Annotated in this window: 26 protein-coding genes and 1 riboswitch; of the genes, 14 read left to right on the top strand and 12 right to left on the bottom strand. The window is 57.8% G+C overall.

What is annotated here, in order from left to right; genetic code table 11:
• Positions 1-143: 143 nt before the first annotated feature.
• Positions 144-401, top strand: coding sequence for a VF530 family protein (locus ACUTSW_RS09360; protein WP_445584252.1), 258 nt, complete (start codon positions 144-146; stop codon positions 399-401).
• Positions 402-416: 15 nt separating this feature from the next.
• On the opposite strand, the gene yvcK is transcribed toward ACUTSW_RS09360, so the two are convergent.
• Positions 417-1,334: a uridine diphosphate-N-acetylglucosamine-binding protein YvcK gene (yvcK, locus tag ACUTSW_RS09355; RefSeq protein ID WP_004941894.1), complete on the bottom strand. Its 918-nt coding sequence runs from the start codon at positions 1,332-1,334 to the stop codon at positions 417-419.
• 386 nt (positions 1,335-1,720) lie between these two features.
• A riboswitch (molybdenum cofactor riboswitch) is annotated at positions 1,721-1,864 on the top strand.
• Here yvcK and moaA point away from each other — a divergent pair.
• The 6 genes from moaA (at position 1,851) to ACUTSW_RS09325 (ending at position 5,472) form a co-directional block, all read left to right on the top strand.
• Positions 1,851-2,837, top strand: coding sequence for a GTP 3',8-cyclase MoaA (gene moaA / locus ACUTSW_RS09350; RefSeq protein ID WP_006324157.1), 987 nt, complete (start codon positions 1,851-1,853; stop codon positions 2,835-2,837). (Overlaps the previous riboswitch by 14 nt.)
• A gap of 83 nt (positions 2,838-2,920) precedes the next feature.
• Entirely contained in the window at positions 2,921-3,433 is a 513-nt protein-coding gene (gene moaB, locus ACUTSW_RS09345; RefSeq protein ID WP_445584251.1) for a molybdenum cofactor biosynthesis protein B, read from the top strand.
• Between the two features lie 5 nt (positions 3,434-3,438).
• A complete protein-coding gene (gene moaC, locus ACUTSW_RS09340) occupies positions 3,439-3,918 on the top strand; it encodes a cyclic pyranopterin monophosphate synthase MoaC (RefSeq protein WP_434462575.1) in 480 nt (159 codons plus the stop codon).
• Complete coding sequence (gene moaD, locus ACUTSW_RS09335) at positions 3,915-4,160, top strand: molybdopterin synthase sulfur carrier subunit (RefSeq protein ID WP_445584250.1); 246 nt, start codon at positions 3,915-3,917, stop codon at positions 4,158-4,160. Before moaC ends, moaD begins: the two co-directional genes overlap by 4 nt.
• Positions 4,161-4,162: 2 nt before the next feature.
• A complete protein-coding gene (gene moaE, locus ACUTSW_RS09330) occupies positions 4,163-4,630 on the top strand; it encodes a molybdopterin synthase catalytic subunit MoaE (RefSeq protein WP_062869977.1) in 468 nt (155 codons plus the stop codon).
• Positions 4,631-4,761: 131 nt separating this feature from the next.
• Entirely contained in the window at positions 4,762-5,472 is a 711-nt protein-coding gene (locus ACUTSW_RS09325; protein ID WP_004941907.1) for a Bax inhibitor-1/YccA family protein, read from the top strand.
• 113 nt (positions 5,473-5,585) lie between these two features.
• Here the strand turns inward: ACUTSW_RS09325 and ACUTSW_RS09320 are convergent, their stop codons facing one another.
• The 5 genes from ACUTSW_RS09320 to cecR all read right to left on the bottom strand — a co-directional run bounded on the left by ACUTSW_RS09320 (position 5,586) and on the right by cecR (position 11,454).
• Complete coding sequence (locus ACUTSW_RS09320) at positions 5,586-6,692, bottom strand: ABC transporter permease (RefSeq protein WP_445584249.1); 1,107 nt, start codon at positions 6,690-6,692, stop codon at positions 5,586-5,588.
• Positions 6,693-6,703: 11 nt separating this feature from the next.
• The gene (locus tag ACUTSW_RS09315; RefSeq protein ID WP_445584463.1) at positions 6,704-7,876 is read right to left on the bottom strand and encodes an ABC transporter permease; all 1,173 of its coding nucleotides are present in this window, start codon (positions 7,874-7,876) and stop codon (positions 6,704-6,706) included.
• A gap of 14 nt (positions 7,877-7,890) precedes the next feature.
• Entirely contained in the window at positions 7,891-9,621 is a 1,731-nt protein-coding gene (locus ACUTSW_RS09310; RefSeq protein WP_062869979.1) for an ATP-binding cassette domain-containing protein, read from the bottom strand.
• A 10-nt stretch (positions 9,622-9,631) separates the two neighbouring features.
• Complete coding sequence (gene hlyD, locus ACUTSW_RS09305; protein WP_445584248.1) at positions 9,632-10,618, bottom strand: secretion protein HlyD; 987 nt, start codon at positions 10,616-10,618, stop codon at positions 9,632-9,634.
• A 146-nt stretch (positions 10,619-10,764) separates the two neighbouring features.
• Positions 10,765-11,454 carry a transcriptional regulator CecR gene (cecR, locus tag ACUTSW_RS09300; RefSeq protein ID WP_445584247.1) on the bottom strand — a complete coding sequence of 230 codons (690 nt, stop codon included), beginning with the start codon at positions 11,452-11,454 and terminating at the stop codon, positions 10,765-10,767.
• 303 nt (positions 11,455-11,757) lie between these two features.
• Between cecR and rhlE the strand changes: the two genes are divergently transcribed.
• The 3 genes from rhlE to dusC all read left to right on the top strand — a co-directional run bounded on the left by rhlE (position 11,758) and on the right by dusC (position 15,342).
• A complete protein-coding gene (rhlE, locus tag ACUTSW_RS09295; RefSeq protein ID WP_006324167.1) occupies positions 11,758-13,122 on the top strand; it encodes an ATP-dependent RNA helicase RhlE in 1,365 nt (454 codons plus the stop codon).
• Between the two features lie 118 nt (positions 13,123-13,240).
• Positions 13,241-14,200 carry a D-2-hydroxyacid dehydrogenase family protein gene (locus ACUTSW_RS09290; protein ID WP_445584246.1) on the top strand — a complete coding sequence of 320 codons (960 nt, stop codon included), beginning with the start codon at positions 13,241-13,243 and terminating at the stop codon, positions 14,198-14,200.
• A gap of 206 nt (positions 14,201-14,406) precedes the next feature.
• Positions 14,407-15,342: a tRNA dihydrouridine(16) synthase DusC gene (gene dusC, locus ACUTSW_RS09285; RefSeq protein ID WP_445584245.1), complete on the top strand. Its 936-nt coding sequence runs from the start codon at positions 14,407-14,409 to the stop codon at positions 15,340-15,342.
• 41 nt (positions 15,343-15,383) lie between these two features.
• On the opposite strand, the gene ACUTSW_RS09280 is transcribed toward dusC, so the two are convergent.
• The 3 genes from ACUTSW_RS09280 to ACUTSW_RS09270 all read right to left on the bottom strand — a co-directional run bounded on the left by ACUTSW_RS09280 (position 15,384) and on the right by ACUTSW_RS09270 (position 17,779).
• A complete protein-coding gene (locus ACUTSW_RS09280; RefSeq protein WP_062790379.1) occupies positions 15,384-15,650 on the bottom strand; it encodes a hypothetical protein in 267 nt (88 codons plus the stop codon).
• A 356-nt stretch (positions 15,651-16,006) separates the two neighbouring features.
• Positions 16,007-16,768 carry an arylamine N-acetyltransferase family protein gene (locus ACUTSW_RS09275; protein WP_445584244.1) on the bottom strand — a complete coding sequence of 254 codons (762 nt, stop codon included), beginning with the start codon at positions 16,766-16,768 and terminating at the stop codon, positions 16,007-16,009.
• Between the two features lie 75 nt (positions 16,769-16,843).
• On the bottom strand, positions 16,844-17,779 hold the full coding sequence (locus tag ACUTSW_RS09270; RefSeq protein WP_445584243.1) for a LysR substrate-binding domain-containing protein: 936 nt from the start codon (positions 17,777-17,779) through the stop codon (positions 16,844-16,846).
• A 93-nt stretch (positions 17,780-17,872) separates the two neighbouring features.
• On the opposite strand from ACUTSW_RS09270, the gene ACUTSW_RS09265 reads away from it, so the two are divergent.
• Both ACUTSW_RS09265 and ACUTSW_RS09260 read left to right on the top strand, forming a co-directional pair.
• Entirely contained in the window at positions 17,873-18,721 is an 849-nt protein-coding gene (locus ACUTSW_RS09265; protein WP_445584462.1) for an EamA family transporter, read from the top strand.
• Positions 18,722-18,793: 72 nt separating this feature from the next.
• On the top strand, positions 18,794-19,390 hold the full coding sequence (locus ACUTSW_RS09260; RefSeq protein ID WP_445584242.1) for an HD domain-containing protein: 597 nt from the start codon (positions 18,794-18,796) through the stop codon (positions 19,388-19,390).
• A 108-nt stretch (positions 19,391-19,498) separates the two neighbouring features.
• Here the strand turns inward: ACUTSW_RS09260 and ACUTSW_RS09255 are convergent, their stop codons facing one another.
• Together ACUTSW_RS09255 and ACUTSW_RS09250 are read right to left on the bottom strand one after the other, a co-directional pair.
• Positions 19,499-21,316: a hypothetical protein gene (locus ACUTSW_RS09255; protein ID WP_445584241.1), complete on the bottom strand. Its 1,818-nt coding sequence runs from the start codon at positions 21,314-21,316 to the stop codon at positions 19,499-19,501.
• Positions 21,317-21,536: 220 nt separating this feature from the next.
• On the bottom strand, positions 21,537-22,829 hold the full coding sequence (locus tag ACUTSW_RS09250; RefSeq protein WP_445584240.1) for an oligosaccharide flippase family protein: 1,293 nt from the start codon (positions 22,827-22,829) through the stop codon (positions 21,537-21,539).
• A 155-nt stretch (positions 22,830-22,984) separates the two neighbouring features.
• Between ACUTSW_RS09250 and ACUTSW_RS09245 the strand changes: the two genes are divergently transcribed.
• Entirely contained in the window at positions 22,985-23,854 is an 870-nt protein-coding gene (locus ACUTSW_RS09245) for an ATP-grasp fold amidoligase family protein (RefSeq protein ID WP_445584239.1), read from the top strand.
• On the opposite strand, the gene ACUTSW_RS09240 is transcribed toward ACUTSW_RS09245, so the two are convergent.
• The gene (locus ACUTSW_RS09240) at positions 23,851-24,762 is read right to left on the bottom strand and encodes a LysR substrate-binding domain-containing protein (RefSeq protein WP_445584238.1); all 912 of its coding nucleotides are present in this window, start codon (positions 24,760-24,762) and stop codon (positions 23,851-23,853) included. The genes ACUTSW_RS09245 and ACUTSW_RS09240 overlap by 4 nt on opposite strands.
• 112 nt (positions 24,763-24,874) lie before the next feature.
• On the opposite strand from ACUTSW_RS09240, the gene ACUTSW_RS09235 reads away from it, so the two are divergent.
• Complete coding sequence (locus tag ACUTSW_RS09235; RefSeq protein ID WP_445584237.1) at positions 24,875-25,654, top strand: HalD/BesD family halogenase; 780 nt, start codon at positions 24,875-24,877, stop codon at positions 25,652-25,654.
• The last annotated feature ends 25 nt before the right edge of the window (positions 25,655-25,679 follow it).

The raw sequence follows: 25,679 nt of genomic DNA, 5'->3' as shown, positions 1-25,679 counted from the left end.
CCCGCATCCATCGGGGCGAATTTCTTCGCCCCCTACGGTGATGTGAACGCTGCGGTTTGAAAGACGAAGGGTATAAATTTCTTGTCGCCTGCGCCAAAGCTGATTATGGTGTGCGGCCAATTGACTAACGCGAGCCAAAGACCATGACCGAACACCAGTCCAAAGACCCGTTGCACGGCGTCACTCTGGAACAACTTTTAACTAAGCTGGTGGAGAGCTATGGCTGGTCAGGGTTGGCCGAACGCATTCGCATCAACTGCTTCAGCAGCGATCCCAGCATCAAATCCAGCCTGAAGTTTTTGCGCCGCACGCCCTGGGCGCGCAAGCAGGTGGAAGATCTCTATATCGATATGGTCAACAGCGCCGTCAGCGACAACCCGTGGCTGCGTGGGCGCGATTAACCGACCGCGATTAACTCAGGCGCGGGTGCCCAGTTCTATCAACGCCTGATCCAGCGCCTGGCGCAACAGTTGGCGATCGTGGCGGTAAGGAATATCGGCGGCTTCCAGCGGTTGCTGAATCACTACCCGATCCTGCACTGCCCCGGTATCCGCCGCCGGGCCGACAATCAGCGCATCAATCATCTTGCGGCCAATCCGCTCTTCCATCAGTTCCAGCTTGTCTTTCAGTGACAATGCCGCCGCCGCGACGCTCAGTTCGCGCCCCAGATTGCCGATGTAAATCATATTGGCGCTGCTGCGACGCAGAGCCTGGGTGAGATCGTCCAACAGTAACAACGGCATCAGGCTGGTGAGAAAACTGCCCGGCCCAATCAGGATAACGTCGGCCTGCGCGATGGCGTCCAGCGCTTCACGCGTGGCATGGACGTGCGGCGACAGCATCAGCTCCTGCGGCATATGGGTGAGCTGGTCGATATTCACCTCACCGTAAACCTGGTGGCCTTCGTGATCGTGCGCCATCAGATCCACCGGCTGCTCGGACATCGGGATCAGCGCCGCGTCCACTTTCAGCAGGCTGCGTACCAGATTGATCGCTTCCAACGGGCGCACGCTAAGATGATCCAGCGCTTTCAGCATCAGATTGCCGAGATTATGCCCCGACAGCTCGCCGTTGCCGCTGAAGCGGTATTCGAACATCGCGGAGGCGACGCTCGGTTCGGTGATCAGTTGATTGAGACAGTTGCGGGTATCGCCCCAGGCAATGCCGCCTTCCGAGCGGCGGATGCGACCGGTGGAACCGCCATTATCGGTGGTGGTCACAATGCCGGTTAAACGGGAGCCTAAAGACGACAGGGAAGACATCACGCGACCAAGACCGTGGCCGCCACCTAATGCCACCACCCGATCGAGATCGGCCAGGGTACGATTACGCATAAATTTCCTTACAAAGGGGGCTGAAACTGCCCGCATAAAATAGCGGATCTGGCGTAAAAACGCGATATACCCGTCATACTTGAAGTTGCCTCTGTGTTGGCTGCAAGCGCTTACCCCAGTCACTTACTTGAGTAAGCTCCTGGGGGCTCCCGCTCTTGCCGTCGGGAGGCAACTCCAATTATTTAGGGTAAAAGAGTGTCATTTGCGTGATTCTGGTCAATTCACCTGCGTAAGGGGCGTTTATCATGGTTAACCAGACTCGCGGCCACCTAAAAACGCTGTATACACAATTATATAGCGAAATTGCGAGTTGGCTATCGCGTTTATTTAGCGCTAGTATTCTGGTGAAAACCACGGTTTCGTTCCGGCTATTTAAGCAGCGGGAACTGAGACCAAAACTCCTAGCCTCTGGGCCTACGTTGTTCTTGCGAACAATATGGCGCTTGGGCCGTGGCGAAGTCAGCCACCAGGGTGCAGAGTGGAAACGCTCGCATCTCCCGACTTTGGAAAGGTGTTATGGTGCCGCAACTCATTGATGCTTATGAGCGTAAGTTCTATTACTTGCGCCTGTCGATCACCGACGTGTGTAACTTTCGTTGCACCTACTGCTTGCCTGACGGTTACCGACCTAACGGCAGCCCGAAAACCTTCCTGTCGCTGGATGAGATCCGGCGCGTCAGCCGCGCATTCGCCGAACTGGGCACTGAAAAGGTCCGCCTGACCGGCGGTGAACCTTCGCTGCGCCGCGATTTTACCGAGATCATTGCCGCCGTGCGTGAAAACCCGGCCATCCGAACGCTGGCGGTCACCACCAACGGTTACCGTCTGGCGCGCGACGTCGCCCAGTGGCGCGACGCCGGCCTGACGGCGATTAACGTCAGCGTCGACAGCCTGGATGCCCGCCAGTTTCATGCCATTACCGGCCAGGACAAGTTCCGCCAGGTGATGGACGGCATCGATGCCGCGTTTGCCGCCGGGTTCAGCAAGGTCAAGGTCAATGCGGTACTGATGCGTGACGTCAATCATCAGCAACTGGGCGCATTTCTGCACTGGATCAAGGACCGCCCGATCCAACTGCGTTTTATCGAACTGATGGAAACCGGCGAGGGTGGCGAGCTGTTTCGCCGGCATCACGTGTCCGGCGAAGTGATTCGCTTGCAACTGGAGCAGCAGGGCTGGCAACGGCAACCCCGCGGCCGCAGCGACGGCCCGGCGCAGGTATTCAGCCACCCGGATTATCAGGGGGAAGTGGGGTTGATCATGCCGTACGAGAAAGATTTCTGCGCCAGCTGCAACCGGCTGCGGGTCTCCGCCATCGGCAACCTGCATCTGTGCCTGTTCGGCGAGCAAGGCATCACGCTGCGCGATCTGCTGGCGGACGACGGCCAGCTCGAGGCATTGAAGCAACGTATCCAGGGCGGGTTGCTGAGCAAAAAACAGACCCATTTCCTGCATCAGAACAACACCGGCATTACCCAGAACCTGTCGTTTATCGGCGGATAATGCTCTGCATATCTCAAGCCGCAGCGTTGTTGGCTGTAACTTGAAATCTATTGGGCATCCAACGAAGAGGAGCATCGTTAACAATGAGTCATGGCAGCAGTGAATTCATTCCGGCGCATATCGCCATTCTGACCGTCTCGGACAGCCGGGGCGAAGCGGAAGACACCTCCGGCCACTATCTGCAGGAAGCGGCGCAGGAGGCGGGCCATCAGGTGGTGGATCGCGCCATCGTCAAAGACGATAAATACCTGATCCGCGCGCGGGTTTCCGCGTGGATTGCCGATGAAGGCGTGCAGGCGGTGTTGATCACCGGCGGCACCGGTTTTACCGCCCGCGACAACACCCCGGAAGCGCTGCTGCCGCTGTTCGACCGCGAGGTCGAAGGATTCGGCGAACTGTTCCGCATGGTGTCCTACGAAGAAATCGGCACCGCCACTATCCAGTCGCGCGCGCTGGCCGGCATCGCCAACCGGACGGTGATTTTCGCCATGCCGGGTTCGACCCGCGCCTGCCGCACCGCCTGGGAGCGCATTATTGAAGAGCAGTTGGACGCGCGCCACCGCCCGTGCAACTTCCAGCCCCATTTGAAGAGATAAGATCCATGACGCAGTTAACCCATATTAACGCCGCGGGCGAAGCCCATATGGTCGACGTGTCCGCCAAGGCGGAGACGGTGCGCGAAGCCCGCGCCGAGGCCTTTGTCGAGATGCTGCCCGCCACGCTGGCGATGATCCTCGGCGGCAGCCACCACAAGGGCGACGTCTTCGCCACGGCGCGCATCGCCGGCATTCAGGCGGCGAAACGCACCTGGGAGCTGATCCCACTGTGCCATCCGCTGATGCTGAGCAAGGTTGAAGTGCAGTTGGAGGCGCAACCGGAACACAGCCGGGTGCGCATTGAAACCTGCTGCCGGCTGACCGGCAAGACCGGCGTCGAAATGGAAGCGCTGACCGCCGCCTCGGTCGCCGCGTTGACCATTTACGACATGTGCAAAGCGGTGCAAAAAGACATGGTGATCGGCCCGGTACGGCTGCTGGCGAAAAGCGGCGGCAAGTCCGGTGATTTTAAGGTGGACCTATGATTAGCATTCTGTTTTTTGCCCAAGTGCGCGAACTGGTGGGCACCGGCGAGTTGTCGATGCCGGCGGACTATCCCACGGTAGAGGCGCTGCGCAGGGCGTTGTGCGCACGCGGCGAACGCTGGGCGCTGGCGCTGGAATCCGGCAAGCTGCTGACGGCAGTCAATCAGTCGCTGGTGGCGGCCGAGCACCCGCTGCGCGCCGGCGATGAAGTCGCTTTCTTTCCGCCGGTAACCGGAGGTTAACAGTGGAAAACACCCGTATCCGCGTCGGCGCAGCGCCATTCAGCGTCGGCGATGAGTATCAGTGGCTGGCGCAGTGCGATGACGACGGCGCCGTCGTGACCTTCACCGGCAAGGTGCGCAACCATAATCTGGGCGATGACGTCAGCGCGTTGACGCTGGAGCACTACCCCGGCATGACCGAAAAAGCGCTGGCGGAGATCGTGGTGGAAGCGCGCAACCGCTGGCCGTTGCAGCGGGCGACGGTGATCCACCGCGTGGGCGAGCTGTTTCCCGGCGAGGAGATTGTGTTCGTCGGCGTGACCAGCGCGCACCGCAGCATGGCGTTTGCCGCCACCGAATTCATCATGGACTACCTGAAAACCCGTGCGCCGTTCTGGAAGCGCGAAGCGACCGGGCAGGGCGACCGCTGGGTCGACGCGCGTGACAGCGATCGTCAGGCGGCGGAACGTTGGCATAATGCGAGTAAATAACGCTTCAACAGCGGAAACAAATCAACACCTTTGCAACTTTCAGCTTAGGCTTTCTGTGGTACGCTTATAGCAGGTGAAACCTGACATAACAGGGTTTCGAAATCTTGTTCAATACGCAAAAGGTAACCGTCATGGACCGATATCCACGCTCTAATGGTTCAATCGTTGAACGTGCCAACAGCGGCATTCAGGCTTATATGGCGCAGGTTTATGGCTGGATGACCTGTGGCCTGCTGTTGACGGCATTCGTTTCCTGGTACGCGGCCAACACGCCCGCGATCCTCAACTTTATTTTCTCCAGCCAGATCACCTTCTTCGGGCTGATTATCGCTCAGTTGGCGCTGGTGTTCGTGATTTCCGGCATGGTCAACCGCCTGAGCGGTACTGTGGCTACGTCACTGTTTATGCTTTATTCGGCGCTGACCGGGTTGACGCTTTCCAGCATTTTCATCGCTTACACCTACAGCTCGATCGCCAGCACCTTTGTGGTGACCGCCGGGATGTTCGGCGCGATGAGCCTGTACGGCTACACCACCAAGCGTGACTTGAGCGGTTTCGGCAGCATGTTGTTTATGGCGCTGATCGGTATCGTGCTGGCTTCGCTGGTGAATATCTGGCTGAAAAGCACCGCGCTGATGTGGGCGATTACCTATATCGGGGTGCTGGTGTTCGTTGGCCTGACGGCGTACGACACCCAGAAACTGAAAGCCATGGGCGAACAACTGAACGCTGATGACAAAGACAGCTTCCGCAAATACGCCATCGTCGGCGCGCTGACGCTGTATCTTGATTTCATCAACCTGTTCCTGATGTTACTGCGCATTTTCGGCAACCGCCGCTAAATCCGTCGTCTTTCAAGCCGCGGCGTTGTTGCTACGCGCCAGGCTGCAGCTTGAAATCCATAGGGTATCTGGTGATCGAAAAGGCTCTGCGATTCAACACGCAGAGTCTTTTTTTATGCCATTTTGCGGCGGAACATGGCGTAGGCGGCGCTGCCGGTGGTGGCGGTGATCACCAGCAGCGGCCACAGGCTGTGCCAGATAATGCCGAAGCTGGCGTCCTTCAAATAGATCTGTTTGGTGATGTCGGTAAAGTGGCGAATCGGGTTAACCCAGGTGAGATCCTGCAGCCACACCGGCATGTTCTCTACCGGTGAGACATAACCGGAAAGCAGGATCGCCGGCATCATAAACACGAACACGCCGATAAACGCCTGCTGTTGCGTGGCGCACAGCGACGAAATCAGCAGGCCGAATCCGACCAACGACAGCCCGTAAACCAGCATGGTGCCGTAGAACAGCAGCAGCGAGCCGGCGAACGGGATCTGGTACATAAAGATGCCAATCATCAGCACGATGCTGGCCTGGAAGGTGGCGACAATCAGCGCCGGTACCGCTTTGCCGATAAAAATCTGCCAGGTGGTCAGCGGCGATACCAGCAACTGCTCCAGCGTGCCCTGTTCACGCTCGCGCGCCACCGACAGCGAGGTGACAATCAGCACGCCGATGGTGGTGATCATGGCGATCAGCGAAGGCACCACGAACCATTTGTAATCCAGATTCGGGTTATACCAGTTACGCACCACCAACTCGCTGTTGTTGGGCTTGACGCGGTTGCCGATCAGCTCGTTTTGGTAATCCTGCACAATCTGCTGCACATAGTTGGCGGCAATCTGCGCGCTGTTGGAATTGCGCCCGTCGAGCAACAATTGCAGCGGGGCGGTAGTGCCGCTGGCGATATCGCGCGAGAACTGCGCCGGGAAGCGGATCAGCAGCAGCGCCCGCTGATTGTCGAGGGTGCTTTGTATCTCTTGCGGGCTGCGCAGCAGCAAGACGTGCGAAAAGGCTTTCGCCTTGGCGAAGCGCTGAGTCAGCTCCACCGAAGCATGACCGCTGTCTTCGCTGTACACCGCGATGGTGGCGTTGGTCACCTCCAGCGTGGCGGCGAAAGGGAACAGCAGCACCTGCAGAATAACCGGTAAAATCAGGATGGCGCGGGTCTGCGGATCGCGCAGCAGCGATTGCATTTCCTTAATGATTAACGTCCAGAGACGGTAAAACATTGTCTTTCTCCTTAATCCAGCCGCCGCTGGGTTTTCCAGGCCGTCAGGCCGATAAACACCACCGCCGAGGCGATCAGGAACAGCAGGTTAATCATCAGTACCGTGCTGACGTTGCCTGCAAGAAACAGTGTCTGCAACGTGCTGACGAAGTAGCGCGCCGGGATGATATAAGTCACGGCGCGCACGATCGCCGGCATGCTGTCGATTTGGAAGATAAAGCCGGACAGCATGATCGAAGGCAGAAAAGCGGCATTCAGCGCCACCATCGCCGCGTTGAACTGGTTGCGGGTGATGGTGGAAATCAACAGCCCCATGCCGAGCGTGCTGGCGAGGAACAGGCTGCTGATCACGAACAAAATCAGCAGCGAACCGCGATAGGGCACGCCGAGCACGAATACCGAGACCACCATGCACAGCACCATGGCGATCATACCGAGGAAGTAGTAAGGCACCAGCTTGGAAAGCAACAGCTCGCTGCGCGTCACCTGGGTGGAGAGCAGTGCCTCCATGGTGCCGCGTTCCCACTCGCGGGCGATCACCAGCGAGGTAAGGATCGCGCCAATCACCGTCATGATAATGGTGATGGCGCCGGGAATGATGTAGTGCCGGCTGATGGCCGCCGGGTTAAACCAGTAACGCATCTGCACGTCAATCAGTGGTTTGTCCTCGCGCCCGCGATCGGTGGCGCGCTGCTGCTGCCAGATTTGCCACACGCCCTGGGTATAGCCCTGGACAAAGTTGGCGGTGTTCGGCTCGCTGCCGTCGGTAATAACCTGGATTGGCGCGCTGCCCTGCGGCCGCGCCAGCTGTTTGTCAAAGTCGTTGGGGATCACCACCAGCCCGCGGATTTGCCCGGCCTGCATCAGTTGGATCAACTGTTGGCGGTTATCGCTGATGGTCGGTTCAATGTAGGGCGAACCGGCGAAAGTGTGGGCCAGATCGCGGGCGTCCTCGCTCTGTTGCTCCATTAAAATGCCCAGCCGCAGCTTGCTGGAGTCCAGGTTGATGCCGTAGCCGAAGATAAACAGCAGCATCAAAGGGATCACAAAGGCGATCAGCCCGCTGCTGGGATCGCGCAGGATCTGCCGCGTCTCTTTCAGACACAGTGCACGCAGCCGCCGCCAGGAGAAACCGCTGGCGTCGGCGGAGGTGGTTTTCTCGTTCACGGCTATTTTTTCGCTCAAGGCTGCTTTCTCGCTCACGGCTGTTCCTCCCGATCGTAGCCCTGCACCAGTTCGATAAACGCCTGCTCCATTGAAGGATTGGGGTTGTCGTCGCTGGCGACTTGCTGTTTGAGATCGTCCGGCGTGCCGGCGGCGATGATCTTGCCGCGATACACCAGCCCGATGCGATCGCAGTACTCCGCCTCGTCCATAAAGTGGGTCGTGACCATCACCGTCACGCCTTTATCCACCATGCCGTTGATGTGCAACCAGAACTCGCGGCGGGTCAGGGGATCGACGCCCGAGGTCGGTTCGTCGAGAAACAGAATGTCCGGTTCGTGCATCAGCGCGCAGGCCAGGGCCAGCCGTTGCTTGAAGCCGAGCGGCAGCGAATCCGGCGTTTGGCTGAGGATTGGCCCAAAGTTGAAGGCGGTCGACATCTCGTTGATTTTGTCGCGCTGCGCTTTGCCGCTCAGGCCGTAAACACCGGAGAAAAATTTCAGGTTCTGCGCCACCGTCAGGTTGCCGTACAGCGAGAATTTCTGCGCCATATAGCCCAGACGCTGGCGCGCCTTGCCGGAGCTGGTTTTCAGATCCATATCCAGCACCAGCGCCTTGCCTTCGGTCGGCACCAGCAGCCCGCACATCATTTTGAAGGTGGTGGATTTGCCGGCGCCGTTCGGGCCGAGCAGGCCGAAAATCTCACCGCGCTGCACCTTGAAGTCCACGTGGTCGGTGGCGGCGAAATCGCCGAATTTCTTGGTCAGCCCCTGCGCTTCAATCACCGTTTGCGAGCTTTCACCCTCGACGGTCGGCATGATCTCCGCCAGCGCCGATTTACTGTTTGGCCCGCCGCCGAGCAGATCGATAAACGCATCCTCGAAGCGCGGATCCGCTTCCGTCATTTCCGCGTCCGGCAGATCCAGCGCTTGCAGTATCTGACGGTGATCTTCGCCTTGCTTGAGGATCAGCCGCAGGTATTTACCCTGGATCACCCCGTCGGTGACCGAAGGCAGGCAGATCGCCCGTTGCAGCAGGGCGCGGTGGCTGCCGGCGGGGGGCGCAATCAGCACCGTGCGCCCGGCCATGCGCTGAGTCAGATCTTTAGGCGCGCCGCTGAACAGCAATTCGCCTTCATTGAGCAGCAGCACTTCGCGACACTGCTCGGCCTCGTCAAGATAGGAGGTGCTCCACAGGATCAGCATGCCGTCGTTGGCCAGCTCATGCACCATGCGCCACAGCTCGCGGCGCGAGATCGGATCGACGCCGACCCCAGGCTCATCCAGCAGCAGCACCTGCGGTTGGCCTACCAGCGTGCAGGCCAGCCCGAGCTTTTGCTTCATGCCGCCGGAAAGCTTGCCCGCAAGGCGGGTGGTGAAGCGAGTGAGATCGGTGAAGGTCAGCAGCCGCTCGAAGGTTTGTTTGCGCAGATCGCCGGTGACGCCGCGCAGATCGGCATACAGCGTCAGGTTTTCCATGACCGTCAGATCTTCATACAGCCCGAACTTTTGCGGCATGTAGCCGAGGATGGCGTGCAGTTGACGATCTTGCGCGATCGGATCCAACCCGGCGACGCGCAGCATGCCGCTACTGGGTTTCAACAACCCGGCCAGCATGCGCAGCAGCGTGGTTTTGCCGGCGCCGTCTGGGCCAACCAGCCCGGTAACCGCGCCACTGGTCAGGCGGGTGGTCAGGCTGGCGACCGCGGGTTTTGCCAACGACGGGAAACGTTTTTCCAACGCCTCCAGTTCAATGACCTGTTCCATCACCGGCCCCTCAAGGTTTGGCAAAACGAACGGTGACCGGCATGCCCTGGCGCAACGCGTCATCGGCGTCGGTGACGATCACCCGCAGGCGGTACACCAAATCGGTGCGCAGGTCCGGGGTTTCGACGCTTTTCGGCGTAAATTCGGCGGTCGGCGACACAAAGCCGATTTTGCCGTGATAAGGCTTGTTCGGCCGGCCATCGGTATAAATTTCCAGTTCGGCGCCCGGCACCGCTTTACCCAGGCTGGATTCGTTCACATAGGCGCGCACCCACACCGGGCGGGTCAGCGAAAGCGTAAACACCGTGCCGCCGGCGCTGAGCATGGTGCCGGGCTCGATTGCGCGCGTCAGTACCGTGCCGGCCGAGGGGGAAACCAGGGTGGTGTCATGCAAATTCAGCTGCGCCTGCGCCAGCGCGGCTTCATTTTGCGCCAGATTGGCTTTGGCTTCTTCTATCTCCTGCGGGCGGTTGCCGCTGAGGTATTGCGACAGCTTGTCTTTCGAGGCCTGCAGGTTGGCCTGCGCCTGATTGCGCGAGGTGCGGGCATCTTCCAGCGCGTCGGCGGAGGTGGCGTTTTTCGCCCATAATCCCTGCTGGCGTTTGAAGAAGCTGTCGGCATAGTTAAAGGCGGAAAGGCGTTGCGCCACTTCCGAACGCACCTGGGCAATCTCTTCGGCACGGTAACCGGCCAACAACAGCGCCAGCTTAGCCTTGGCGCTGGCGACATTAGCCTGCGCCTGTTGCAGTGCATTAATGTACGGTGCGTCGTCCAGCTTGCCGAGCAGTTGCCCCGGTTGGATCGGATCGCCTTCGTCCACGGTCAGCGACGCCAGCCGTCCGTCGACGCGGAAGCCGAGATTCACCGTGCGGATATCGACGTTGCCGTACAGCGTCAGCGGCTGGTCTTGCTGCTGTTGGTAATACCAAAAGCCGTAACCGGCGGCGGCGATCAGCACGATAGCCGCCACAATGAGGGCACTGCGTTTCTTGTTCATAACACTCCCTGCCTATAAAGATTAAACCCAATGAATTTCACGTTACGGCCAGGCGACAAGTGCGTGAGACCCCAGGAGCTTACTCAAGTAAGTGGCTGGGGGGAGTGCACGCAGTCAACAACGCCGTAGCTTGAAATACGCAGGGTTTACGCGCCATAACGCTGGCGCAGCCCATTAACCAGAAGATCTATGTGTTCCGCCAGCACCTCGCTGATTTGCGCCGCTTCGGCCGCACCGATCTGCTGCCAGCCAGCCTGCCGGCGCACGGTTTCCCGCGCGATGCGAAACGACAGCACCTCGCCGAGCAGTGCGTGGGTGTGCAGCACGATTTTGGTCGAGCGCTCGTCGATGCCGGTATAGGCCGCCAGCAGGCGGCACAGTTTGGTATGCAGCGGCGCTATCACCTGCTGGTGGATCAGCGGATAAGCATCGGTAGGCGAGAGTTGCTCGCGCGACATGATTTTGCTCAGGTTCAGCGTATGCGGTTGGGTCATCAGTTCGCTGAACGCCAGCAGCCCGCTTTTCAGGTAGGCGAGATACTGTTCCGGCCGGCGCTCGGCGGCTGGTCGTTGCCAGAAACGGTCAATCTCCTCGGCCAGCGGGCGGAACGCCTGCTGGATAAAATCGGCAATCCACTGCGCAACGGCCAGATAGAGGCCTTCTTTGGAATTGAAGTAATAGGTAATGGCGGCGATATTCTGCCCGGCTCGTTGGGCGATATCGCGGGTGGTCGCGCCCTGAATGCCGTATTCGCCGAACATCTCGATGGCGGCGGCGATCAACTGCTGGCGCGCCTGTTCGCCGCGCGCCCGGCCGGTAGTTTGATTACCTGGCATAGACGGTGCTCGCAGAAGTTAATCAATCATATGATTAACTTTATGCCGGATTGAGTGAAATGCAACCAGAAACCCTTTTTTAATTCAGGTTATTTTCAGGATGTACTGAATTTCCGGCATATTGTGCTCTCAGTCAGTAAAATTGCGTTTTCTTGTGCGACTTCTGCTACACTCCCGCGCTGGTGCACTGCAGTTTGTGCCAAATCCCTCGTGGTCATGCTTAATGCCCCGTCTGATCATCCTCCCAGGAAACTGCACCGAACATTAGTTTAGGTTAGGGGGGATCTGGAGCTTTTCTCTACTATGTCATTTGAAACTCTCGGCTTAAGTGCTGAAATTCTGCGCGCTGTTGAAGAACAGGGCTATCGCGAACCTACGCCAATTCAGCGCCAGGCTATCCCTGTAGTGTTGGAAGGTCGTGACCTGATGGCCAGCGCACAGACCGGTACCGGTAAAACCGCTGGCTTTACCCTGCCGCTATTGCAGCTGCTGAGTAAGCATGATCATCCGATCAAAGGCCGTCGCCCGGTACGTGCGCTGATCCTGACGCCAACCCGTGAACTGGCGGCGCAGATCGGCGAAAACGTCGAAGCTTACAGCAAACACCTGCGCCTGCGTTCGCTGGTGGTGTTTGGCGGCGTGAGCATCAACCCGCAGATGATGAAACTGCGCGGCGGCGTCGACATTCTGGTGGCAACACCGGGTCGCCTGCTGGATCTGGAACACCAGAACGCGGTTGATCTGTCCAAAATTGAAATTCTGGTGCTGGACGAAGCTGACCGCATGCTGGATATGGGCTTTATCCATGATATCCGCCGCGTGCTGGCCAAGCTGCCTGCCAAGCGTCAGAACCTGCTGTTCTCAGCGACCTTCTCCGACGACATCAAAGCGTTGGCGAACAAGCTGCTGCACAACCCGGCATCGGTGGAAGTGGCGCGCCGCAACACCGCGTCCGAGCAGATCGAACAAAGCGTGCACTTCGTCGACAAGAAGCGTAAGCGGGAACTGCTGTCGCAGATGATCGGCGAAGGTGATTGGAAGCAAGTATTGGTGTTCAACCGCACCAAGCACGGCGCCAACCACCTGGCCGAGCAGTTGAACAAAGACGGCATCACTGCTGCAGCGATCCACGGCAATAAAAGCCAGGGCGCACGTACCCGTGCATTGGCCGATTTTAAAGACGGCAAAATTCGCGTGCTGGTGGCAACCGACATCGCGGCGCGCGGTCTGGACATCGACCAACTGCCGCACGTGGTGAACTACGAGCTGCCTAACGTGCCGGAAGATTACGTGCACCGCATCGGCCGTACCGGCCGTGCAGAGCGTACCGGTGAGGCTATCTCGTTGGTCTGTGTGGATGAACACAAACTGCTGCGCGACATCGAGCGCCTGCTGAAGCGTGAAATCCCGCGTATTGCCCTGCCAGGCTACGAGCCGGACCCAAGCATCAAGGCGGAGCCGATCATCAACGGCCGTCAGGGTGGCGGGCGCGGCAACGGCGGCGGTCAACGCTCCGGTAACGGTGGTGGTCAACGCAGCGGTAACGGCGGCGGCCATAGCGGCCAACGTGAAAACCGTGGCGGCGGCAGTGCTCGCCCTCAGGGTGACGGCAAGCCGCGTTCAGGCGCGCCGGCACGCCGTCCGCGCAGCCGCAAACCAGGCGAATAATATCGCGCTGTTGCAAGACGCTATCAGGCCACCTTTATAGGTGGCTTTTTTTATGTCTGGCGGAAGTGAATTTTCGTACTAGGATCGACGGGGTAACTCAATTTATCTGGAGCCGGTGATGAAACTGAAGTGCGCAATTCTTGATGATTATCAGCAGGTGGCACTCACCATGGCGAATTGGTCGACGCTAGCCGAGCGGGTCGAGGTGTTCGCCATGAGCCAGCATTTTACCGATGAAGCGGAGCTGGCGGTGCACCTGCAAGACTGCGACATGCTGGTGATCATGCGTGAGCGCACGCCGATCACCGCCACGCTGTTGGCCCGTTTGCCGAAGTTAAAACTGCTGATCACTTCCGGTATGCGTAACGCGTCTATCGATCTGGCCGCCGCCGAACAGCGCGGCATTGTGGTTTGCGGCACCGTCAGCGGTTCGGCCGCGCCGATGGAGCTGACCTGGGCGCTGCTGCTGGGGTTGGCAAAGCACACGGTGGCGGAAAACACCGGGTTGCGTAATAACGGCCCCTGGCAACAGGCGCTTGGTGTCACCCTGCAAGGCAAAACGCTGGGCCTGCTGGGGCTGGGCAAGATTGGCAGCCAGATGGCCAAGGTGGCGCAGGCGTTCGGCATGCGGGTGCTGGCCTGGAGCCAGAACCTGACGGCGGAAAGAGCCGGGCAACAGGGCGTTGCGCTGGCCGAGTCGAAACGGGCGCTGTTTGAGCAGAGCGATTTTGTCTCCGTCCATTTGGTGCTGAGCGAACGCAGCCGCGGGCTGGTGGGGCGCGATGAACTGGCCGCGATGAAGCCTTCCGCGTATCTGATCAACACCTCACGCGCGGCGATTGTCGATCAGGCGGCATTGATAGAAGCTCTGCAACAACAACGGATCGCCGGTGCCGGGCTGGACGTGTTCGAGGTTGAACCGCTGCCGGTGGACGATATCTTCCGCCGCCTGCCCAACGTGCTGGCGACGCCGCACCTGGGTTACGTGGCCGATGACAACTACCGTATCTACTTCCGCGAGGCGATTGAGGACATCGAGGCGTTTCTCGCCGGGCAGCCCCTGCGCAGGTTGGGCTAGCGCGGTTTGAATCCCAAAATAATTGGAGTTGCATCGCGGCGGCAACTAAGCGCATCCCTGGGAGCGTACAGGTAGTACGTGACCGGGGTAAGTGCAGGAAGCCAACAAAGATGCAGCTTCAAATATGCAGGGTTTATTCCCCCGTGCGCTTGTCTGATACCGGCATTCCCCCGTATCATTGCGCGTCTTTTTTAGCTGGGGTAATCATGCGCGTATTATTGGCTCCGATGGAGGGCGTTCTCGATTCTTTGGTGCGCGAGCTGCTCACCGAAGTGAACGACTACGACCTGTGCATCACCGAATTCCTGCGCGTGGTTGACCAACTGCTGCCGGCCAAATCTTTCTATCGCCTGTGCCCCGAACTGCACCATGCCAGCCGCACGTCGTCCGGCACGCTGGTGCGCATCCAGCTGTTGGGCCAGCACCCGCAGTGGCTGGGGGAAAACGCCGCCCGTGCGGTCGAGCTGGGTTCTTATGGTGTCGATCTCAACTGCGGCTGCCCGTCCAAGCTGGTCAACGGCAGCGGCGGCGGGGCGACCTTGCTGAAAGACCCGGAGCTGATTTACCAGGGCGCGAAAGCGATGCGTGCGGCGGTGCCGGATCATCTGCCGGTGACGGTAAAGGTACGCCTGGGTTGGGACAGCGACAGCCGCAGTTTTGAAATCGCCGACGCGGTGCAACAGGCGGGCGCTACCGAGCTGGCGGTGCATGGTCGCACCAAAGAGGACGGCTACAAGGCCGAGCGCATTAACTGGGCGGCGATTGGCGAGATCCGCAAGCGGTTGACCATTCCGGTGATCGCCAACGGCGAAATCTGGGATTACCAAAGCGCACAAGATTGCCTGCAAACCACCGGCTGCGACGCGGTGATGCTGGGGCGCGGCGCATTAAACGTGCCGAACCTGAGCCGGGTGGTGAAATACAACGAACCGCGCATGCCCTGGCCGCAGGTGGTGCAGCTGCTGCAAAAATACGTTCAGCTGGAAAAGCAGGGCGACACCGGCCTGTATCACGTGGCGCGCATCAAGCAGTGGCTGGGGTATTTACGCAAAGAGTATGCCGAGGCTACCGACCTGTTCGGCGAAGTGCGTGCTTTGACCAATTCGAAGGACATTGCGCGGGTGATTTGTTGTTCTGAATAATAATAAACCCGCAGGGAGCGGGTTTGATTAAATGTGGTTGTTCAGGCTTCGCTGTCGAGACGGTTTATTTCAATCTCGATATCCTGAATGTTCTTTTCCAGCCCTTCCAGGCAGGCACCCTGTTTATTCAAGAGATCGGCGATCGCTTCGGCAAATTCTGCATGTTTATATTCGCCCTGATCGAAGGCCAACCATTGCGCAGACAGCGTTTCGGTATTGGATTGTGCGTAGTGCCGCATTTCTTTTAGCTGAGAAACCACATCACGTAAATTATCAATCTGCGTCTTGCTGTTTTCATTGTCACTCATGCATTTCTCCTTGAGGTACATCATTGAAATAATCGTGACTGCCAGGTAAAGCCTACCCTATCTAAATAAAAATATCAGCGACGCTTACTGTTTTAGCCGGTTTCAATGATTTTTATAATAAATAAGTTATTTACAAACAAAAAGATATGGTAATTGTAAAATTATATAAATAATTTTGTTTGCCAGAGTTTTTTTGATTAAATTAATGATTTTAAGTTGTCAATAGTGTTTGTCTTATATGTCAAAAGGTAAGTTCAGGAATATTTAAAATGGCGGTGTGTTCCCTATAAAAGTAAATAGGGGAATATTCGCCTGTCGAGAGAGCGAATATTTCCCCTGCCGACAGCGCTCTGTCATCAGCTTTCCAAATCAATCCCAAAATAGCGCATCAGCGCTGCACGCCGTTCATCTTCGGAATGCAGCGTCGATTCATGACGCTGGTGATCTTCGGTGATGATCAGTTTGTTCTCGCTGAGGGTCACCCGGCCATTTTCCGTTGGCCGCGAGCACACCAGCCGCTGGGTAAAATGCGACTGCTGCGAGGTGCTGTGGTAGTGGCACATGCCGTCGAACTCACTCGGCTCACGGGCTTGCAGGGTAAAGCGGTACAGGGTTTTGGCGTGCGAGCGATTGTCGCCGTTTCTGCGTTCCAGATAATAGACCTCGCCTTCCTGTTCCAAATGGAAGGTGCCGCTGGTCTGCGGTTGCTGCTCGGTGGTGGTGATTTTCAGCGGCGTCAGGAACGAGTCGCCAAACCCCACGTCCACCAGATACGGCTGATCCAGCTCCACCTTCAGCGCCATATGGTCGAAGGGCGCACCGAAGCTGCCGTCGCGGGCGCGGATCTCGCCGGAAATAAACTGCACGTTAAAGCCGATGTCCTTCAACAGCGCGGCAAACAGCCGGTTCAGCTCATAGCAAAAGCCGCCGCGGTTGCGCTCGACAATTTTATTGAACAGCGCAGGTTCTTCCAGATGAATGCCCTGGCGATAAATAATGCTCAGGTTTTCAAAGGGCACGCTCAGCATATGGCAGCGGTGCAATTGTTGCAGCGTCAGGAGGTCAGCCTGGGGGATGCCTGCGAATCCAATATGTTGCAGGTAGCGTTGTCTGTCCACGGTGTGTCTCGCAGCAAAAAAATTGATTATAAAATAGTTGGATTTTTCACTGCTGTGGGCGCAATACGTGCTGCGTCAAAACGCCGGGGATTTGCCTGCCGCTTGCAGCAGCAGATTCACCCAGCGGCGGGTGGTGGTGCTAACGAACGCGCTGTCCGCCCAGCACAGGCGATATTGATAGGCGCAGGGCAGCTGCCCGTGATCGCCAAACACCGGCACCAGCTTGCCTGCGGCTAACGCATCCTGCGCCACCGCCAGGCTGCCGAGCACGATACCGTTACCTTCCATCGCTTCCTGCAACGCATGGCCGACGCTGTTAACGGTGAGGATGCCGCGCGGTGCCGCCGCGCCTGCGCCAAAGGCGGCGAACCAGTCTTGCCAGCCGGCGGCGCCCAGCCCTTGCGCGTCCTTCCACGGTGAGTGAATCAAGGGGGCCAGCGGGAGATCGGCGAGGGTGAACGCAGGGTGCGCGGCAAGAAAGGCGGGGCTCGCCAGCGGCGCAAAGGCATCGGCCAACAGCTCGCGGGAATGCGGCGGCGGGTTGGCGGTGGGGCTGTAACGGATGGCGATGTCCGCTTCGCCGCTGGCTAAATCGCGCAGGCTTTCGTTGGCGTCCAGCACCAGCGAGACATCAGGATCGGCGTGGCGCAGCGCCGGTAAACGCGCCGCCAGCCAGTGGCTGGCAATGCCCAGCGTGCAGGTCAGTTTCAGCGTTTGCTGCTGCACCGGCCGGGCGCGATCGCTGGCTTTTTGCAGCAGCGTCAGCGCACGGGTGACGTCGGTAGCCAGCCGTTTGCCGGTGTCGTTGAGTGCCACCGCATTGCCCTTGCGGTGAAACAGTTCAACGCCCAGTTCATTCTCCAACTGGCGTATCTGGCGGCTGACCGCCCCCAGCGTGACGTTCAACTGCTCCGCCGCCTCGGTAAAACTGGCGCAGCGCGCCGCCACCTCGAAGGTATGCAAGGCTTTCAGCGACGGCAGGCGTGGTTGGGCATTCAGCTTGAGTTTCATTCAACCATATTGCCAATCTATCGATGTTCCACAAGCGATTTTTCTCTTACTTTTTGTCAACGAATCGGACGGGAGAATTGGGTGGATATATTCATGGGGTTAGCCGCCGCGCTCTGCTGGGGCAGCACGGATTTTTTGATCGGCATCAACGCGCGGGCGGTGGGGGTGCGCAGGGCGGTATTCTTCTCCCAGGCGATCGGTTTTGTCATTCTGACCGCGTTGTTGCTGACCACCGCCATTCCCGCCTTTGCGGCGTCGGCCAGGGTTTGGGGGCTGGCGCTGCTGGCCGCCGGCCTGACGGTGGGCGCAACGTTGGCGCTGTCCCAGGCTTTCGCCATCGGCAAGGCGGCGCTGGTGGCACCCTTGGTCACCAGCTATGGTGCGGTGACCACGCTGTTATCCTGGCTTGGCGGCGAACGGCTTGGCGCACTGACGCTGGCCGGGCTGGCGGTATGTCTGTTTGGGGTGATACTCAGCGCGCTGGAGCCGGGCCGCCAGCCTGAAACATCCGGTTCGGCATGGCCCTCCGTCGCCTTCTCGTTGGTGGCGGCGCTCTGTTACGGCACCGGTTTTTGGTTGCAGGGAAAATACACGCTGCCGGTGCTGGGGCCACGCGTCAGCCTGTGGCTCGGTTACACGGTCGGGTTGGCGGCGGTGTTGATCCTGAACACTGACCGACGAGCGCTGGTTGCACGGCCCACCTGGCGGCAAGGCGGGCTGTTGCTGGCCGCCAGCCTGCTGAGTTTGGGCGGTTTTACCGCCTTTGCCGTGGGCGCCGGGGCGGGCTCGGTGGCTGTCGTCACCGTGCTAAGCACCTTGTCCGGCGGCATCGCCGCGCTGTTGGGCGCGATTTTGTTGCGCGAGCGGCTTTCCGGCCCGCAGTGGCTGGGGGTATTAACGGTATTGGCGGGCGCCGTGGTGCTGCATTTGCAACCGGCATAACTCATAACCAAACAGACTCTCTCACCCCGGACGATCGCCGTTAACATGGGGATATTCAGATAAGGAGTCAGTATGGATTTAACGCAAAAAGCCCGGCTGTTCGCTACGGCGGCACACGAGAGCTGCAAGCAGAAGCGCAAGTTTACCGGCGAGCCTTACATCGTTCACCCCACCGCGGTGGTGGCGCTGTTGCAGCAGGCAAACCCTACGCCGGAAATGATCGCCGCCGCCTGGCTGCATGATACGGTGGAAGACACCCCGGTGACCCTGGCGGATATCCGCCGCGAGTTCGGCCCCAGGGTCGAAGAATACGTGGAGATGCTGACCGACGTGCAAACTCGCCGTTACGGCGGTGAGCGGTTGCACCGCAAGAATGCCAATCTGCAACACAGTGCGTTGGCCTGCCCGGAAGCGCAAACCATCAAGCTGTGCGATCTGATCGACAACAGCAAAAACATCACCGACTACGAGCCGGCCTTTGCGCGCCAGTACCTGGTGGAGATGTCGCGCTTGCTGTGCGTGCTGCAGCAAGGCGACGCCGGGTTGTTGGCTACCGCCCGCAGTCAATGTGATGCCGCCGTCGCGCTGATTAACCGGCGCAGCGGCGACGACAGTTGGTTCAACACGTTGTGGCAGCAATACGAGGAGCATTTCAGGTTGGCTGTGTAGGTGAGGATTGAAGTTAAAACGGATTATGCTTTTGCGGGCGAGTTTATGAAAATGAAGCTTATTAAATCTGAGGGAACGAGCCGCCTCTAATGAGGCGACTCTTGAGCGTTACCAGGATTTACGTGGGTTGCGGGAAACAATATCAATCTTCTGACACAGCAGTTTGGTGATGTCCACCGAAGCCGGGTTGCTGGCGCTACCGCCGAAGTTTTTCAGGACGATGACAATTCGAGCGTAATTGACATAGCCTTCCGGCAGCGGCAGATACTCCGCAGAATCCAGCGCAGTGATACGATCCGAAGTCATGGTGGCCGGTGACGTTGGCGTTACGGTGCCGCTTCGTCCCCACTGGCAGGTTTTTTCCAGCACGGTGGTGGTCCCGGCGTTACCCTTAAGTTCGTATTTACCCTGATAGGTGTTAACGGCGACATCCATGCTGCTCAGGCCCTGCAGGTTCTCCAACGTGGCGCGCCACAACACCAGATCGTTTTTTTCAATCGGGAAATAAACTTCGATTTTCTTGTCCGCCGCTGCCGTTTTGGTGGTGGCGGTAAGCACGCCGTTTTGCAGCGTCACCGTCAAATCGGAGGTTTCGGTTTGCGAGATGCGGGTGCCGCTGGCGGCGTAAACATTGTTCAACTGCAGCGCGCCGCTTTCCTTCCATGTCGGCTCTGGCAGGTGATTAACGCCATCGCCGAGATAGAGTTGACGCCACATGTTGATATAGCCAGGAGCGACGATCTTCTTCATTTCAATATGGTTGTTTGACCACCCTTTCTTGATGTCAGAGTTCACCAGATCGAAACCGTCTATGTAGCATTTACCGCTCAAATCGCTGGATTTGTCGAAGTAAAAATACTCAACGTATTGGTAGGGAACCGTGCTGTCGGGATCGGTAACGTTGGTTTGCACGCTGTGCCACTGGCTGTCCTTGATTTTTACCGTGCCGCTGTTGTCACTGGTAAATACCGGCCGGGAGTTGCGGGAGTTTTTATTGCCCCATTCGAAGTGACAGTTTTTAAAATCCAGCGTGCCGGCTTTGAGGTCGAATAACCCATAGTCAGTATTCGCTTGTTGATCGGCGACATTTTTAAAACCGCTGTAGTCAAACGAGCAATCGCGGAAGGCCAACGAATGAACGCCCTGATAATAGTTGTTGCTGTCGCCGAACAGGCATTTGTAGAACACAATTTTTTCACCGGCATTTGATGCGCTTTCGGACCAAATCGGCCACCAACAGCCGCGAACCATAATGCTGTGCCAGCTCTGGATATAGGCGTTGTTGCCAAAAACGATGCCTTTGTAGAGGTTGGTCAGCCAGACGTTTTGCACCAGCAACTGGCTGGCTGGCATGCCATCCATAGTGGGTGCATCGCTGTAAACGCACAGGCCGCGCAGATTGGCTGTTTCTCCTGGCGTGCCGACGATGCGCAGGTTATAGATCGCCGGCGCACCCTGGCTATACAGCACCCGCACGCATTCAATATTGGCTGCGCCGGAAAAATCCAAAATGGTGCCTTTAAAATCAACGGAGTTTTTCCATAATCTTAATTTTGCGGTGGTTTTACATGGGCGCACGCCGCCGGGGCCGACCAGGGTAATGCCTGCAGGCGTGGTGGGGATCTGCGCTTTCCACCATTCATCACCTTTAACCTGTAAAAAATTACTGGCGCGGGTAATGGTCAGGGAATAATCCAGCTCATCGCCAGCCTGATACCACCAGTCAATGCAGTAATCACCGTCATTGATAATACGTTTCCAGCGGCGGTTTTGCGTATCGATCAGAATAGTCGCGCCGTTGTCCAGGCTGGTGGTGTCTGCGCTGTCACGGAGGAATACGCCGTGGTGATAGCGATCTTCAATCATTACGGTTGACTCACTGCCGGTATAGGCGCGCAGGTTGGCGTAATCATTTAATGTAATCATGGTGTAAACCTCACTATTTCGATGATGCAGGTTACTGCAAGGTCATAATTGCAGTAGCACAGTGGTGTATTGAAAATAAAAGTGTGCAGGCCGAGGACGATGCACTTTTAAATCTCCCGGCCTGTGGGAGAAACTTAGCAAGAGGGGCAAGGCAGGTTAAGCCGTGAACGTTGTGCCCGCTGCCAGCGGGCTAACGGCAATCTGTTACGGGTGGTGATGGTTAGCCGGCCCGCGGGGTACGGCGAAGATAAGTGAGCGGGTTCAGCGAGCGCAGGTGCATTTGCAAGACCACGCCGCGGCGGAAGATGTAGTTGAGCAGGGTCAGCGACAGCAGTTCGGTCAGCAGGGTGCTGTAGGCGGCGCCCATGATGCCGTACTGGCGGATCAGGCAATAAGAAAGCGGGATATTGATGATAAACACCAGGAACATCTTCTTCGACAGGAAGCCGTAGCCCGAGAACATCACAATGTATTTATAGGCCAGGGTGCCGAGTGCCGAAAGCAGCGTGGCTACCGCCAGCACGCCCATGGCCGGATAGGCTGCCAGATATTGCTCCCCGTACAGCAGCACGATCACCGGTTTGCCGAGCAAAACGATGCCTGCCACGATCGCGGCAGCGATCGCCAGCACCAGCCCATTCAGTTTGGCGGCGGCGCGCACCGCGTCGTCACGGCGGTAAGCGAATATCTTGGCGAAAAATGAGGAGATCACTGCATTGGTGACGAACATCCAGGCGGTGGCCAGCGTGATGGCGACGGAATAAATGCCCAGCGCTTCGGCGGAAACGAACCACATCAGGAACAGCTGCGCCAGCCGGGTGTAAATGGCGATGGAAACGTTGGAGACCGCCAGCGGCAGCCCGCTGGCGAGCAGATAGCGCACATATTTGCGTCGAACGCGGGCGGGGGCGGTAAAGCGCGGGTGGCGGCGATGATAAAGGTGGTGGCGGATCAGATAAGGGATCAGATAAACCATCACAATGGGGATCGCCAGGAAATACAGATGCAGATCAAAATAAACGATCAGGTAACGCGCCAGCAGGGCGCTGCCCAAGCCGGCAACGTTAGCCAGCGTGTTGAAGCGCGACTCCAGCCGGGCGTCGTGGTAAATGGTGAACACGTCCCTGAGCGAGAAAAAGCCGGCGATAAAGGTGGCGGCGCAAAAGTAGAAGGTAATGAAGTCGTCCCGTAAACCGGTGTAAAGCAGGATGGCGGCGGAAAACAGGATAAAGCAGCCCTGGCGCAGGCGGTTGGTGGAAAACATCAATGCGGTGCCGGAGCGCGGGTTGCGGCTAATGCGTTTGAATAGCACGGTGTCGGAGCCCAGCAACGCCAGCGTTTGGGTAATGGCGAAAATGGCGGTAGCGAAGGTGATCTTGCCGAAACTTTCCGGGCCAATATATTTCGCCATATAGGCTGTGATAAAAATGACGCCCAGAATAGAGACCATTTTTTCAGATATCATCCAGAATGCGTTTTTCACTATGTTGATATCTATGAATTTCAATTGCATTAGCGCTTTTCCCTGTCGCATTCTGTAATAAGAATCATCCGATTATTCCCGTAGCCCTTGTAACGGTGGGGGCGCAAGGTTTTATAATTGAGCGGCAATAATCGGAATGTTAAAAGCATTTCTCCGTATGCTATCTTCATGGAAGAAACAGAAAAATGAGAAAACTCGCAAAACGGCTCTATCGGGTCGCACCCGATGCTATTTATTATCAAATTAGCCATTATCTTGCTCATGGCTCTTGGGTGAACTTCAAAAACCCCAAGACATTTTCCGAGAAAATTTATCAACGTATGCGTTATCCGCAGCGTGATTTCAGCCTGTTGGCGGATAAGGTGGCGGTAAGAGCGTATATTTCACAGCGGGTATCGGAAAATTACCTAACGCCCATCATTATGACCACCGATGACTTTACCGAACAGGACTACCTTTCCCTGCCACAATCGTTTGTCATCAAAACCAATAATGCCTCTCAGCAGGTGAAAATAGTCAAAGATAAAAGTCAGATTAGCTATCTGGATATTATGAATATTCTTAATGGATGGTCTGAAATAACCTATTGGAAACGGTTTCGTGAAAAACATTACGCCACTATTCCGCAAAAAATTATCGTCGAGGCGTTGCTGGATATCGAGTGCAGCGGGGAGTTGATTGACTACAAGGTACATGTTTTTAACGGCAATCAATCTTATCTTTTTGTTGAATTGCTGCGCGGCGGGCCTGAGCCCACTTCGCTGGAATTTTTGGACGAGCACGCTCATCCCTGCTTTTTTATTCAGAATGATATTCCGCAGATCAATACGTTGCGGGCGAAACCTGCATTCTGGGATGAGATGATCCAGGTAGCCAAAGCCGTAGCGGCGGATCTCGACTATTGCCGCGTCGATTTTTATCTCACCCCCGAGCGGCTCTACATTGGCGAACTGACGCTGACCCCCGGTGCCGGCAATGAGGTTTTTCTGCCGCGTGCGACCAACCTGCTGCTGGGCGAGATGATGTCCAGGGCCGGTAGCCGCTGCGGCGGTTAGAACGATAGTCCGCCGGGATTCGGCGGTGCGAGGTTTTGCAGCCAGGCCAAAAACTCCGCCGCTTTGGGCTTGTCCAGCGTGCGCTGCGGATAGACCACGTAGTAAGGCTTGCTGAGAGGCAGCACCGTTTCTGCCAGCGGCACCAGCGTGCCGTTAGCCAGTTCGCGTTGGATCAAGCTTTGTTGGCCGAGCAAAATGCCGTGGCCTGCTACCGCCGCATCAATCGCCAGCGAGGTCAGGTTATAGGTCAGGCCCCGTCGCTGCGGCGGCGGTAGCCCGGCGGCGGTGAACCACTCATGCCAACCCGGCAGGAACTGGCTCTCTTTGCCCCAATCGACATGAATCAGCGGTTGCCGGGCCCAGTCGCCTGCGGCCTGCCGTTGCGGGCTGCACACCGGCTGCACGCCATCCTGAAACAACTGCACTTTTTCCAGCAGCGGATAGTCCTGATCGCCAAAGCACAATGCAAAGTCCGCCGCCGAGGCGGCGAAATCCACCGTGGCATGGGTGGCGTGCAGGCGGATATCCAGCTGCGGCTGGCGTGCCAGCCAATCGCCAATCGCCGGGTTCAGCCATTTTGACGCCAGCGCCGGTAGCGCAAAGATCGTCAGGGTTTCCTGGCCCCGTTGGCGATCGACATGCTGCTGCGCCACGCGCAGCGTCTCGAACGCTTCCTGCACATAGGCCAGATAATCCGCGCCCTGTTCGGTTAGCGTCACGCCGCTTTTGGCGCGGGTAAACAGTTGAATGCCCAGATGCTGTTCAAGCTGGCGGATTTGCTGGCTGACGGCGGCGGCGGTCAGCGCCAGGCTGTCTGCCGCTCTGGCCAGGCTGCCGGTACGGGCGGCGGTTTCAAACGCCAAAATGGCGCTCAGTTTGGGCAGGCGGCTGCGGGAAGGTGCGTTCATGGCGGCTATCGTTAAGAATGGGTTACCTCATCCTTAACGCATTTTTGTTATTACGGCAATGCGACATTCGCTACAGTGGGGTATCCGGCCGCTAAGCCTTCAGGAGCTTCTCATGCAGCAACTCGCTAATATCGTTGATTTATCCGCCAACCCGATTGGCGACGCTGGCTTTCAGGCCCGCTGCAAAGCGACGCTGGACACGGCGGGTGCGCTGGTGCTGCGGGGCTTTCTGACCGCCGCTGCGCTGGCGACCGTCCGTCTCGAAGGTGCGGAGCACAGCCCAGCGGCGTTTTATGCCGCCAGCAAGCATAACGTATACCTGAAACCGCAGGATGAAAGCCTGCCTGCCGACCATGCGCGCAACCGGCAGGTGGTGTCGTCCAAGGGCTGCATTACCGACGAGGATATCCCGGCACAGTCGCCGCTGCGCACGCTGTATGATGCCCAGCCTTTCCGCGATTTCCTCTGTGCGGTGCTGGAAGAGCAACAGCTTTATCCCTACGCCGATCGGCTGTCGTCGATCAACCTGCACTACGCGCATCGCGGGCAGGAACTGGGCTGGCATTTTGATAACTCCTCATTCGCCATCACGCTCCTGATCCAAAAACCGCAGGCCGGCGGCCGGTTTGAGTATGTGGAAAACCTGCGCGATGCCGATCGCGGCGAGATGAATTACGCGGGAGTAACCCAGGTGTTGGACGGCGAGCGTGCGGTGAAGACGCTGGCGATGGAGGAGGGGGATTTGGTGCTGTTTCGCGGGCGCAATGCCATGCACCGGGTTACGCCGACCGAAGGCGATACCACCCGCATGCTGGTGGTGCTGGCCTATAACGCCCAGCCGGATATCGCGCTGTCGGAGAGCGCCCGCATGACATTTTACGGCCGGCTGTAACGGATAAAAAAACTGCCCCGGTGGG

It is taken from the genome of Serratia sp. TSA_198.1 (assembly GCF_052686505.1).
Note: the sequence above shows the minus strand (reverse complement) of the source record. Positions and strands in the feature narration are given on the sequence as shown.